This window comes from Streptomyces aureocirculatus (assembly GCF_000720475.1).
Lineage (GTDB): Bacteria > Actinomycetota > Actinomycetes > Streptomycetales > Streptomycetaceae > Streptomyces > Streptomyces aureocirculatus.
The window spans coordinates 86,817-99,637 of the sequence record NZ_JOAP01000009.1 but is presented as its reverse complement, the minus strand read 5'-3'; the positions used below and the strand labels follow the sequence as shown (position 1 = coordinate 99,637).

Genomic DNA, 12,821 nt, shown 5'->3' with positions numbered 1-12,821 from the left:
CACACCCATGACCGGACGTCCGGCCGGGCGGCACCCGGCGACCCTTCTCGCGCCCTGGCAGCTCCGCGCCGCCTTCGCCGTCCGGCTCTCCGCCATGTACGGGCGTGAGGTCCCCGCGTACGACACCCTCGTCGACGTGACGCGCGAAGTGAACGAGGACGTGCTGCGCGAACGTGGTGGCGACGCGGAGCGGCTCGGGGCGATCGCGCGGGTCACCGCCGAGCGGCACGGCGCCGTCCGGGTCGGCACACCGGCGGAGCTGGAGCAGGTCGGACGCGTCTTCGGGGCCCTCGGAATGCGGCCCGTCGGCTTCTACGACCTGCGGGAGGCCGCCGCGAGCGCCGTACCCGTGGTGTCCACCGCCTTCCGCCCCGTCGACGGCGACGAGCTCGCCCGCAACCCCTTCCGCGTGTTCACCTCCCTGCTCACCCCGGCCGACCCCCGCTTCTTCGGCCCCGAGCTGCGGCGACGCCTCGAACGGTTCCTCGCGGGGCGGGAGCTGTTCCCGCCGGAGCTGCTCGCACTCGCCGACCGCGCCGAGGCCGAGCAGGGCCTGCCGGAGGACGACGCCGAACGGTTCCTGAGCCTCGCCGTGGCCGCGTTCGAGCTGTCGGCCGAACCCGTCGACAAGGCCTGGTACGAGACGCTGGAACGGGTGTCGGCCGTGGCCGCCGACATCGGCGGCGTGCGCAGCACCCACATCAACCATCTGACGCCCCGCGTCCTCGACATCGACGAGCTGTACCGGCGGATGACCGACCGTGGCATCGAGATGATCGACACCATCCAGGGCCCGCCGCGGGGGGTCGGCCCGGACGTGCTGCTCCGGCAGACCTCGTTCCGGGCACTCGACGAGCCGCGCGCCCTGCGGCTCCCCGACGGGACCGTGACCGGGGGGACGCTGCGGGTGCGGTTCGGGGAGGTGGAGGCGCGCGGCATCGCCCTCACGCGGCGGGGGCGGGCCTGCTACGACGAGCTGCTGGACCTGGCGGACCGGGAGGCGGCCGCGGCGCACGGGGCGGCCGGGGCCCGTGACGGTGCCGGGGCCCGTGACGGTGCCGGGACCCGTGACGGTGCCGGGACCCGTGACGGTGCCGATGCCCAGGCCCCCGCCGTGCGCCATGACTCCGCCGTGCGCCACGACCCCGCCGTCCGCCGCGCCCCCGCCGAGGCCCACGGCACCACCGCCCCCACCCGCGCCGACCTCCTCCGTTCCCTCTGGCCCACCCGCTTCCCCGGCACCGAGCGCGCCCTCGCCGAACGCGGCCTCGCCCACTTCACGTACCACGCCGTCGCCGACCGGGCCCGCGACGGCGGCACCCCGCCCCCGGACCTGCCAGGGCTCCTCCGCGAGGGCTGGGTGCGTGCGGAACCGATCGTGTACGAGGACTTCCTGCCGCGGTCAGCCGCCGGGATCTTCCAGTCGAACCTGGAGGAATCCGGCGCCCGTAAGGAAGGCGAGACGGGCGTCGCGTACGACAGTGACTGGCTGTCCGGCGCCGTCGGCCGCGACGTGCTCGACCCCTTCGCGCTGTACGAGCAGCAGCAGTCCCGTTCCCTGGCGCGGGCCGCACACGAGCTGCGCCTGGAACGCCCGATTCCGCCACCCCCGTCCGCGTGAGCGCTCCGGCGCCCGCCCACGGAAGCGTGGCACCACGGAACCCCCGCCGACACCGAGGAGCCCTCATGCCACTCACGCCCTCCGCCCTCCCCACCACCGACGAGCTGCGCGCCCGCGCCCGCGCCGCCCTGGACCGCGTCGGCGTGGACCGCGTCGGCGTGGACGTCGGCGGCACGCTCCCGGGGGGCGGTGGCGCGGGGCAGGTGTGTCACGCCCGGACCCCGATCACCGGCGAGCACCTCTTCCCCGTGGCCGCCACCACCCCGGCCGCCGCCGACCGTGCCGTCGCCGACGCGCACCGGGCCTTCCGTGCCTGGCGCTCCACCCCGGCTCCGGTGCGCGGCGAACTCGTACGGCGACTCGGCGAGTTGCTGCGCGAGCACCAGAGCGACCTCGCCGACCTCGTCACCGTCGAAGCGGGCAAGATCCGCTCGGAGGCGCTCGGTGAGGTCAGGGAAATGATCGACATCTGCGACTTCGCGGTCGGTCTCTCCCGGCAGTTGTACGGGCGGACCATCGCGTCCGAGCGGCCCGGGCACCGGCTCACCGAGACCTGGCACCCACTGGGCGTCGTCGGCGTCATCTCCGCCTTCAACTTCCCCTGCGCCGTGTGGTCATGGAACACCGCGGTGGCCCTGGCCTGCGGCGACACCGTGGTCTGGAAGCCGTCCGAGCTGACCCCGCTGATCTCCCTCGCCTGCGCGCACCTCCTCGACCGGGCGGCCGCGGACGTCGGGGCCCCCGACGGCGTGCACCAACTGCTCATCGGGGATAAGGCCGTCGGGGAACTGCTCGTCGACGACCCCCGGGTCGCGCTCGTCAGCGCCACCGGGTCCACCCGTATGGGGCGCGAGGTCGGGCCGCGCGTCGCCGCCAGGTTCGGGCGGTCCCTGCTCGAACTCGGCGGCAACAACGCCGCGGTCGTCGCACCCTCCGCCGACCTGGACCTCGCCGTGCGGGGGATCGTGTTCGCGGCGGCGGGCACGGCCGGGCAGCGCTGCACGACGCTGCGCCGCCTCATCGCGCACCGCGACATCGCGGACACCCTCGTCGCCCGGCTCAGTGCCGCGTACGCGAAGCTGCCCGTGGGCGACCCCTTCGACGAGGCGACGCTCGTCGGGCCGCTGATCTCCGTCACCGCGCTCGACCGCATGCGGCAGGCCGTCGCCCGCGTCCGGGCCGAGGGCGGGAAGGTCCTCGCGGGCGGTGACCGCCGCTTCGCGGACCTGGCGCCCGGCGCCGCGTACGTCGAGCCGGTCCTCGTCCGCGTCGGCGCGCAGACCGAAGTCGTACGCGAGGAGACCTTCGCGCCGATCCTGTACGTCCTCACCTACGACTCGTTCGAGGAGGCCATCGCCCTGCACAACGACGTGCCGCAGGGTCTGTCCTCCAGCGTCTTCACCCGTGACCAGGGCGAGGCCGAGCTGTTCCTGTCCGCCGAGGGCTCCGACTGCGGCATCGCCAACGTCAACATCGGCACGTCGGGCGCGGAGATCGGCGGGGCCTTCGGGGGCGAGAAGGAGACCGGGGGCGGCCGCGAGTCGGGCTCCGACGCGTGGCGTGCGTACATGCGGTCCGCGACGAACACCGTCAACTACTCGGGGCGGTTGTCACTGGCGCAGAACGTCAGCTTCCTCTGACCGTCCTTCTCCGGCCAGTGCCGCTACCCCGTGTACCGTCGCCCGGACACCGTGTCCGTGCGGCGGGGGCGGCCCGTCAGGTCCCGGGTGTACGTGATCCCGGGGCGGCCGTCGAGTTCGGTCTCGCCGGTGGCGACGAAACCGGCGCGGGCCAGGACCGCCTGGGAGCCCGGGTTGTCCAGCGTCGTCCCGGCGCGCAGCGACGTCAGCCCGTACTCGGTGGCCGCGAGCAGGCACACCTTCTCCACGGCGGACGTGGCGAGCCCCTGCCGGGCCGCCTTCTCCGCGATGCGGTACCCGAGCTCGGCCGAACCCCCGGCCACATCCACGAGGTTGACCCGGCCGAGGATCTCGCCGTCCCCGCCCGCGAGCACATGGAAGTGGCACGCGCCGCTCTCCTGCTCGGCCAGGAGCGCCGCGAGCCGGGCGTCGAACTCGGCGAAGTAGGCGTCACCGCGGTCCGGCACCGACGCGGCGAAGTAGGCGCGGTTGTCGCGTTCGAAGGCGAGCAGAGCCGAAGCGTGGTCGGGGCGCAGGCGCTGGAGTTCGGGCATGGGAGAACGGTACGGCGGAGCGGGGGCGGGAGGGCAGGGTAATCAGCTCGATGGCTGCGGGACCCGGCCTCACGGGCCCCGCAGCCAGGGGTGCGCGCGCAGTGGCCGTCGGCGCGCGCACCCCTTTCGCCGTCCGCACCCACACCCTGGTCGGCTGCCCATGGGGGCCGCAGCCGGGCAGGGGGTCAGCGGGGGCCGGACGGACACCCATGGCAACTCACGGTACGCGATCACGTACTATGAGTCACCCGGCGTGCGGAGGCTCAAGATCCCGCGTGCGCAGTGCCGTTCACGCCGTCCCAGTGTGCTACAGTGCGTGCAGCACGTGTGTACGCCCCTTCTGGGCGCCGTGCTTCTCCTCAGAGAACTTCTGAGTTCTTCTGAGCGTGCATTGATTTCTTCTCCGTGCGTTTCTCCTCCCGGCGCGGGCTCGGGCTCTCGTTCTCGTCTGTCCCGTTGCTGTCCCGTTGCTGTCCCATTCCGGGAATCCGCTCGGCGGCTTGTCCGCGGCCCGATCGTGCCGTGCGACCTGGAGCCGCCGCCCGTCGGACGAGGCGTGATCACTCCGCCTCGCCGGTCCCCGCACTCGCCTGTCCGCGAAAGGACCCTCACCCATGACAATCCAGATGACCAGCCAGACCCTCCACAGCGGCGTCCTCGACCTCAAGGACACCCCCGCCCAAGACACCCCCCGAGCCGACAACACCCACACCACCCGCACCGCCCGCACCGCCCCGAATGGGCACCTCCGCGCCGAAGGCTGCCTCCCCGGGCCCGACGACCTGCTCGTCCCCGCCGCCCTGATCCGCCGGTACGGCCTGCGCGCCGGCGACCTCGTCGAAGGCGTCCCCGGCGACAAGCCGCGCGTGCTCGCCGACGTAGCCCGCGTCAACGGCCACGCGCCCCAAGAGGCGGGCACCAGGCCCCGGTTCGGCGACCTCACTCCGCTGCACCCGCGGGAGCGGCTGCGCCTGGAGACCACCGGCGACCGGGTCGCGACCCGCGTCGTCGACCTCGTCGCACCCGTCGGCAAGGGGCAGCGCGGCCTGATCGTCGCACCGCCGCGCACCGGCAAGACCGTCCTGCTGCAACAGCTCGCCGCCGCCGTCGCCGACAACCACCCCGAGTGCCACCTCATGGTCGTCCTCCTCGACGAACGCCCCGAGGAAGTCACCGAGATGCGGCGCTCCGTACGCGGCGAGGTGCTCGCCTCCACCTTCGACCGGCCCCCCAAGGCGCACATCGCGCTCGCCGAACTCGCCGTGGAGCGCGCCAAGCGACTCGTCGAGGAAGGCCGTGACGTCGTGCTGCTCCTGGACTCCCTGACCCGGCTGTGCCGCGCGTACAACAACTCCGCCTCGTCCGGCGGCCGTACGCTCAGCGGCGGCGTGGACGCGGGCTCCGTGCAGGGGCCCAAGCGGCTCTTCGGCGCCGCGCGCCTCGCCGAGGAGGGCGGCTCCCTGACCATGCTCGCGACCGTCCTCGTGGACACCGGATCGCGCGCCGACGACTACTACTTCGAAGAGCTCAAGTCCACCGGCAACATGGAGTTGCGCCTGGACCGCAGGCTCGCCGACCGCCGCGTCTTCCCGGCCGTCGACATCACACCCTCCGGCACGCGCCGCGAGGAACTCCTCGTACCGCCCGCCGAACTGACCGCCGTACGCGGCCTGCGCCGCGCCCTGGACCTGCGCAACACCCACGACGTACGCGAAGGGGGCAGCGGCGTCGAAGCCCTCCTGGAACACATCCGCCGAACGCCGAGCAACGCCGCCTTCCTACGGCAGGTGCGGGAAACGGTGCCCAGGGCCGCGGCGGCGTGAGCCGGTCACAGCTTCGAGAACCTGGCCCTCCAGGACCAGCCCATGTCGAGCACGGTGTCCCGCAGGGGGTTCTTGAGGTCCGCGGTGTCGTACTCGACCGTCTTCTTGATGCGGCGTTTTCCGTCCGGTCCGCGTTCTCTCGACCAGGAGACGGACGCCCACCGGAGCTGCCCTCGGCCCGAGGTGTACATGCTGCGCGACATCGAGGTGAGCGGCAACTGCCATTGGTGGTCGAGGGAGCGGACCTGGTGCTCGTCCGGCATCAGGCGCATCCGCGTCTGTAGGACCGAGTCCTCTGTGGCCGAGTGGAAATATTTACGCCAGGCGGGATCCGTGCAGTGCCAGTCCGCCACCAGGTCGGCGCCCTCGTCCGGGTCTGCGTCGCGTACGGTCCAGGGGGCGTGGGGCCCGTTGAGGTCGAGCAGTGCCTCGATGACCTCCTCCGGTGTGCAGGGTGGGATGTCGTCGGGGGGACGCGTGACACGTTCGAAGCGGCTGAAGAGACCCATGGAAGCAACCTAGTTGAGCCGCACAGTGGCCACGATGTCCCGGAAGTCCTCCAGGACGTCGTCGTGCTGGGCCGCGGTGGCGGTCAGGACCAGCCGGACCACCACGCGGCGGTCCGGGTCGTGGACGTCCAGCAGGGACAGATACACCTGGGACTGCGTGAGCTCGCGGCGCACGCCGCTGACCGCAGTGGTGAGAGTCAGTGTCTGGGTAAGGCCGGGGGCAGCGGCGGAGCCGATCTCGTGACGGCTGATGACGTCAAGAGCCTCGGCGACCTCGCTCAGGTTCCCCACCGACTCGTCCCCGATCTCGGCCAGGGTCGCCGCGTCCGGCCGATACGTGCTGTCGACGGTCACGTTGGCGGTGAAGCCGTCGTCCGGATGCGCGTGGACCGCGACGAAGGCGGCGTCCGGGACACCCGTCCGCTCCGGGGTCGCCGCGTGCCAGCCCTCTGGGAGCCGGAGCTCAAGGGGTACGGGCATCGGGCTGGGCATAATGTTCTCGCTTCCGTAGGCGTAGGAGTCTGCCGTGCGCGTGTGGGCCTGCCGTAGAGGGCCAGGCTCAGGGCCGCAGGCTGCGCAACCCGTCCGTGACCCCGCCCGCGATGTCCCTGACCTTCCCGGCGCCGTCCCCGAGCGCACCGGCCGCGTCCTTGGCGGTGTCCACCACCTTGCCCGGCTCCACCGTGAACTCCAGGCCCAGGCCGAGACCGGCGGGCCCGAGACCGAGGCCACCCTTGGCGCCAAAGTGGTACTTTCCGTCCTCACCCTTGGCGATCAGCTTTGCCTCCGCGCCGAGCGCCTTCCAGTCCTCATACGTGACGCCCACGCCGATGCCGCCGATGTCGGCTCCCGCGGCGGCACCGTATTTCGCCCCGGCGAACAGCTTTCCCCCAACCTCGAACCCTTGCGTGAGGTCCATCTTCGCGTCACCGGAAGCTTCGCCGCCCGCGAACCCGGTCCCCCGGCCGTAGACACCGAAGTTCCCCGCCTCCGCCCGTCCTTCGGCCATGCCCCGTACCCCCGCCGACGCCTCACCGTTGAGGCTGACACCGGTATCGGTGATGTCCAGCCCTCCCGTGATCCTGGCCCCGCCATAGACATCGGCGATGCCGGAGAACGTCCGGTGGCCATCGGTGATCTTCCCGTCGGCGGTCAGGTGGAATCCGTCGGCCGCCAGCTTGGCCATGGCCTGCCTGCCGTACCCCGGCCCGGTGAGGGAGGAGTCGACGCCGGGCCCGGTGAGGTCAAGATTGCCGTCGGCCTGCCACGACGTGTCTTGCGACGAGGCGCCGCCCGAAGGGACGCGGCAGGGCTTGTCCAAGTCTCCGTCGGCATAAGGGTTGAAGCCGATGGCGCCGCCCCGGCTCGCGGGGACGCTGCCCGCCGCGCGCGACAGCGCCTGGCGCACGCTCTGGTCGGCGTCGTCCACGGCCCGTACCGAGTCGGCGATCCGCTCGGTCCACTCCCGCTCCGCGATGCGAGCCTCGGCCATCACGCGCGCGTAGTCGGGGTCGTTGTCGAGGCTCCCGCTCCCGGAGTGCTTGTCGAGGCCGGCGTAGGTGGCCCTGCCCGAGCTGTCGACCCTGAAGTCCTTCGCCTCGGCGTCGGCCACCAGGTCCCGCAGGGACTTCTGCATCGCGGTCAGCTTGGTGTGCGCCTGCTTCAGGAGGCTCGCGAGGGCCAGCGCCTCGTGTCTGGCCGCCGCGTACTCGAACCCCGTTGCCGTGGCCGCCTTCTGGTGCGCGCGAAAGGCCTCGCCCTCCCACTTGCCGTTGGCCAGCGCCCGCGGGACCTGCTTCTCGTAGTCGTCCTTGAGTTCGCCGAATCGCTCGCCCATCTTCCGCCAGGCGTCGGACACGTCCGACAGCGGCGACAGATCGGTGGTCATCACGTCCCGATACGTCAATGCCACGGTTCCCCCCCCGGGATGTCACATGCGGTCGAACGCGCTGGACGGGTTCCGCAGTACGCCGATGCCCTCGACCTGGGACCCGACGCCGACGTCCGGCGCGTGCAAGGCGTTCTTCGCGCCGCGCAAGCCGTTCATTTCCTGGTGCAGGCGGCCGAGCAGTGCCGAAGTCTGGCCCTGCCAGACCGTCATGGCCTCCGAGAGTCCCTTGTACGTGGCCCAGCTCGTCAAGTCGCCGCTCAGTCCCGTGTCGGGCTTCCCCAGACCGCCCTGTGGGGATCCCGGCCCGGCCAGCGGCGCGTGCGTCCGGCCGCCATCCTCGGCCATGCGCCCGGCGGCCTTGGTGTCCGGAAGCAGTCGGTTCTCCATGAACCGGACGGCACGCTTCTTGTCCGTCGCCGAACTCGCGAGCGACACCTCCCCGGCGCCGCCCCACGCTGGGTCCGTCTGAGCCAGTTGCATACGCCGGTCCGTGGAGTTCTCAGCCCTCGTGTCCGTGGAGTTCTCCGACTTCATGACCACCCCCGTGGGTTGTTCTCACCCTGTTCGCGCCTTCGCCTGCGCATCGCTGAGCCGGTGGGCACCGTCTCGACGTCAGACTAACGTTCGGACGTCAATTCCCTTGAGTGAACGGGTGAATTGGCCAGATGCAGGGGGTCAGGTCTCCGTGCGGGTGATGTGCACCCGGTAGTTCCCGTCCAGGTCCGCCCCCGCGACCGTCACCCGTACTCCCGAGGAGCGGTCGGTGAATGTCTCGCCCGGGGTGAACGGCGCGTCCGACAGTTCGGCGTGCACGTTCGCGCTGCGGGTGCAGCCGCCGCTGTCGCGGGTGGAGTCGAAGACCGTGACCGGGCCGTGGCCGGTGTCGACGTCCGCGTCGACGCGGTAGACGAGGACGCCGGGACGGCACACCACCTCGTCGTTGCCCGCGCGGGTGCGCACCTCCACCGCGTAGCCGGTCTTCTTGCTCAGCGGGATGAAGGCGAGCTTGGTGCCGCCGGTGCGGGCCAGCGGCGAGAGCAGGTGCTCCGTGGTGCCCGCGGCCGACGCGCAGTCGACCTGCTTGTCGTCGATCCACCCCAGCTTCCACTTGTGCCAGGCGAGGAGGTCGTTGTTGGCGCCCCAGTCCTCGCTCATGATGTCCCAGTGCCCGACCGCGCCCCCGCCGTCCTGCGTGTACAGGTCGGGGAGGCCGAAGACATGGCCGTTCTCGTGCGGGAGCACGCGGTAGCCGGTCTGGTCGTAGTTGCCCGAGCCGTCGTCCTGACGGCTGTAGACGAACGACGCGTTGGAGATCGGCACGCCGTCGGCGACCGGTGCCTCGTGGTTGCCGGCGAACGTCACCGACAGGACGGTGTCCAGGGCGGAGGGGCCCGCGTTCGGGGTGATGAGGACGTTCACCAGGTCGTACGCCGCGAAGTCCACGTCCGGGTCGGCGGCGGCCACGATGTCGTCGACCAGCTCCCGGTAGCCGGGGTCGAAGGGGGCGCCGCGCTCTATCCCGTACGCCTTGAAGGGCTTGGGCATGCGCAGCCAGTCCTGGAGCGGGGCCTCGGGCCGGTAGTCGACGCGGCCGTAGGAACTGGTGCGGAACCAGTCCGTGGTCTGCGGGAAGAACTCCCCGAGCCGGTCGAGGGCGCGGCCCTCGCCGCGGGCGTCGGAGAAGTCGACCATCAGGTTGAGGGCGCGGACCGTGCCGGTGGAGCGGGCGTAGCCGGGCCCTGTGGGGATGCCCTCCGACATCTGCACCCCGAGGTCCCCGCCGATCAGGCAGCGGCCGAGCGTCGTCGCCCGGGCCTGCGCGCTGGGTCCCGCCGCCGACGGCGGCTCGGCGAGGAGTCGTCCGGTGCTCGCCGACGCGGTGAGGGCGAGGGCGAGGACGGTGAGCCCGGCGAGCGCGGTGGTCGTGGGCGGGAGCCGCCTGGGCGTCCGGGTGCCGCGGCTGTCCCGCCTGCCGGGGCGCCTTCGCACCCGGACGGCTCGGCGGGAGCGGGCTATCGGCTTCCAGGTCGGCTGCTGCATCCATGGGCCTTCCGCTCCGCGGCAGCCCACGGTCCTGAGCTGCACCCTGTCCGATCACCCTGTGTCGGGGGGTGCGCGGGCGCTCGCTGAGCGCGACCGATCGTGGGTCGTTCGGGTGAGCGGGGCGGATCTTTCGGGAGGAATGGAAGGGTCCGTTGGTTTGTGACGCAGGTCACAGCAGAACGGGGAAATAAGCGGGGAGCGGCTCCCCGTTTAACCGGTGTCCGAGCGAAACGGGGATCCACTCCCCGGATCGCCCACCTCAGGCCCCCACCGGGAAATTCGTTGGACCCGTCACCGCGGACCCTGCGAGTCTGAGGGCCTTTGACCGCTTCGAGGAGTGTCCGCCGTGGAAACCGCCACCGCAGTGCAGCGCCGCGTCACCCGCCCGCGGGCCGACGCCCTGCGCAACCGGGAGCGGATCGTCACCGCCGCCCGCGAGATGTTCGTCCAGCAGGGCTCCGAGGCGCCGCTCGACGAGATCGCGCGCCGCGCCGGAGTCGGCAACGCCACGGTGTACCGCCACTTCGCCGACCGCGGAGAGCTTGTGCACCACGTCGTCCTGTACGTCACCGACCGGGTCACGGAGCTGGCCGTCCGCGCCATCGAGGCCGCCGACGCCGAGTCCGGCTCCGCGTTCGAGGCGCTGCGGGACTTCGTCCACGCCGCGGTGGAAGAGCGCATCGGCGCCCTCTGCCCGATCCTCTCCGAGGCCGTCGACCCCGACCACCCCGATCTGCACGCCGCCCGTATCCGCCTCGAAGACGCCGTCGAGGGGCTGATGGCACGCGCACGCACCGCCGGTCAACTGCGGACCGACATCGCCGTCGGTGATCTGATGGTCGCCCTCTCCCAACTGACCAGGCCGCTGCCCGGCGCCAACTGCCTGGTGGACTTCGACCAGTTCGTCCACCGTCACCTCCAGTTGTTCCTGGACGGATTGATGGCACCGGCACGCTCCGAACTCCCCGGGCACGCCGCGACCTTGGAGGAACTGCGCCACGACGTCGACGAACGGGGGCAGCGGCGTGCGCGCCGCAGCGAGGAGGGCCTGGGTCAAAAGTAGGACCCGCCCCCACGACCAGGGGCCCTTCCGCACGCACGCCTGAACGGTGTCTCGTTCACCCCGTACTTACCTCTTTGTCTTCCTAGGTGGATACACCCATGTCACAGTCACCCGTCACCTCACTCGCACCCGATCCGAAGCGCTGGAGAGCACTCGTCTTCATCGCGCTCGCCCAGCTCATGGTCGTCCTGGACGCGACCATCGTGAACATCGCGCTGCCGTCCGCCCAGGAAGACCTCGGGATATCCGAGGGCAACAAGCAGTGGGTCATCACCGCCTACGCCCTCGCCTTCGGCGGTCTGCTCCTGTTCGGCGGCCGCATCGCCGACCTGTGGGGCCGCAAGCGCACCTTCGTGACCGGCCTCATCGGCTTCGCCGCGGCCTCCGCGCTCGGCGGCGCCGCGGGCAACGAGGCCATGATGCTCGGCGCCCGCGCCCTCCAGGGCGTGTTCGGCGCGCTGCTCGCGCCCGCCGCGCTCTCCCTGCTCGCGGTGATGTTCACCGAGGCCAAGGAGCGCGCCAAGGCGTTCGGCATCTACGGTGCGATCGCCGGTGGCGGTGGCGCCGTCGGCCTGATCCTCGGCGGCTTCCTCACCGAGTACCTGAACTGGCGCTGGACGTTCTTCGTGAACATCCCGTTCGCGATCATCGCCGCCGCCGGCGCGTACTTCGTGATCCGTGAGCCCTCCGAGGGCCGCAACCGCTCGCCGCTCGACATCCCCGGCGTGGTCCTTTCCACCCTCGGTCTTGTCGCGCTCGTCTACGGCTTCACGCGCGCCGAGTCCAACGGCTGGTCCGACGCCGTGACCGTGACGATGTTCGTCGCCTCCGTCGTGCTGCTCGCCGCGTTCGTCGTCACCGAGGCCAAGGTCAAGTCGCCGCTGCTTCCGCTGCGCGTCCTGACCGAGCGCAACCGCGGCGGCGTCTACCTCTCGCTCGGCCTCGCCATCATCGCGATGTTCGGCCTGTTCCTGTTCCTCACGTACTACCTGCAGATCGTCAAGGGCTACTCGCCGGTCAAGACCGGCTTCGCGTTCCTGCCGATGATCTTCGGCATGATCGTGGGTTCGACGCAGATCGGCACCCGCCTGATGACCCGCGTCGCGCCGCGCCTGCTCATGGCCCCGGGCTTCCTGCTCGCAGCCGTCGGCATGCTGCTCCTGACGCAGCTCGAGATCGACACCTCGTACACCGGTCTGATCCTGCCCGCGCAGCTCATGCTGGGCCTCGGCATGGGTACGGCGTTCATGCCCGCCATGTCGCTCGCCACCTACGGTGTCGAGCCGCGTGACGCCGGTGTCGCCTCCGCGATGGTCAACACCTCCCAGCAGGTCGGCGGCGCCATCGGCACGGCCCTCCTGAACACCATCGCGGCCTCCGCGACCAGCGCGTACATCACCGACCACGCGGCCTCCGCCACCACCCCGGCGGCGCAGAAGCTGCTCGCCGCCCAGTCCATGGTGGAGGGCTACACCGCCGCCATCTGGTGGGCGGTCGGCATCCTGGTGGTGGCGTCGGCGATCGCCGCCGTCCTGATCAACACCGGTGCCGACAGCGGCACTCCGGTGGCGTCCGGCGACGGTGAGGGCGCCGAGGACGCGCTGAAGATCCCCGTCGTGGCGCACTGACGCCACCCGGACACCGCGTCACACGACGCGGCGGGGGCGGACCCGCCCG

Annotated in this window: 11 protein-coding genes; 5 read left to right on the top strand and 6 right to left on the bottom strand. The window is 71.6% G+C overall.

Features of this window, described 5'->3' with window-relative positions:
• The first annotated feature begins 7 nt into the window (after window positions 1–7).
• Together IG78_RS45585 and amaB are read left to right on the top strand one after the other, a co-directional pair.
• Window positions 8–1,621, top strand: a complete 1,614-nt coding sequence (locus IG78_RS45585) for a VOC family protein (protein ID WP_037685441.1) — start codon at window positions 8–10, stop codon at window positions 1,619–1,621.
• A gap of 65 nt (window positions 1,622–1,686) precedes the next feature.
• Window positions 1,687–3,261 (top strand): L-piperidine-6-carboxylate dehydrogenase, encoded by a 1,575-nt coding sequence (gene amaB, locus IG78_RS0111375; protein WP_030561831.1) that lies wholly within the window; start codon window positions 1,687–1,689, stop codon window positions 3,259–3,261.
• A 23-nt stretch (window positions 3,262–3,284) separates the two neighbouring features.
• On the opposite strand, the gene IG78_RS0111370 is transcribed toward amaB, so the two are convergent.
• Window positions 3,285–3,815, bottom strand: a complete 531-nt coding sequence (locus IG78_RS0111370; protein ID WP_037685438.1) for a GNAT family N-acetyltransferase — start codon at window positions 3,813–3,815, stop codon at window positions 3,285–3,287.
• 626 nt (window positions 3,816–4,441) lie between these two features.
• On the opposite strand from IG78_RS0111370, the gene rho reads away from it, so the two are divergent.
• Window positions 4,442–5,638, top strand: a complete 1,197-nt coding sequence (gene rho, locus IG78_RS0111365; RefSeq protein ID WP_030561827.1) for a transcription termination factor Rho — start codon at window positions 4,442–4,444, stop codon at window positions 5,636–5,638.
• A gap of 5 nt (window positions 5,639–5,643) precedes the next feature.
• Here the strand turns inward: rho and IG78_RS0111360 are convergent, their stop codons facing one another.
• The 5 genes from IG78_RS0111360 to IG78_RS0111340 all read right to left on the bottom strand — a co-directional run bounded on the left by IG78_RS0111360 (window position 5,644) and on the right by IG78_RS0111340 (window position 10,078).
• Window positions 5,644–6,147, bottom strand: a complete 504-nt coding sequence (locus tag IG78_RS0111360) for a hypothetical protein (protein WP_030561825.1) — start codon at window positions 6,145–6,147, stop codon at window positions 5,644–5,646.
• Window positions 6,148–6,156: 9 nt separating this feature from the next.
• On the bottom strand, window positions 6,157–6,627 hold the full coding sequence (locus IG78_RS0111355) for a hypothetical protein (RefSeq protein WP_225882045.1): 471 nt from the start codon (window positions 6,625–6,627) through the stop codon (window positions 6,157–6,159).
• Window positions 6,628–6,706: 79 nt separating this feature from the next.
• Window positions 6,707–8,035: a hypothetical protein gene (locus IG78_RS0111350; protein ID WP_051852536.1), complete on the bottom strand. Its 1,329-nt coding sequence runs from the start codon at window positions 8,033–8,035 to the stop codon at window positions 6,707–6,709.
• Window positions 8,036–8,077: 42 nt separating this feature from the next.
• Window positions 8,078–8,572 carry a hypothetical protein gene (locus tag IG78_RS0111345; RefSeq protein ID WP_225882044.1) on the bottom strand — a complete coding sequence of 165 codons (495 nt, stop codon included), beginning with the start codon at window positions 8,570–8,572 and terminating at the stop codon, window positions 8,078–8,080.
• Window positions 8,573–8,713: 141 nt separating this feature from the next.
• Entirely contained in the window at window positions 8,714–10,078 is a 1,365-nt protein-coding gene (locus IG78_RS0111340) for a M6 family metalloprotease domain-containing protein (RefSeq protein WP_030561817.1), read from the bottom strand.
• Between the two features lie 349 nt (window positions 10,079–10,427).
• Between IG78_RS0111340 and IG78_RS0111335 the strand changes: the two genes are divergently transcribed.
• Together IG78_RS0111335 and IG78_RS0111330 are read left to right on the top strand one after the other, a co-directional pair.
• Entirely contained in the window at window positions 10,428–11,144 is a 717-nt protein-coding gene (locus IG78_RS0111335) for a TetR/AcrR family transcriptional regulator (protein ID WP_030561815.1), read from the top strand.
• Window positions 11,145–11,242: 98 nt separating this feature from the next.
• Window positions 11,243–12,772, top strand: a complete 1,530-nt coding sequence (locus tag IG78_RS0111330) for an MFS transporter (RefSeq protein ID WP_030561813.1) — start codon at window positions 11,243–11,245, stop codon at window positions 12,770–12,772.
• Window positions 12,773–12,821 lie beyond the last annotated feature (49 nt).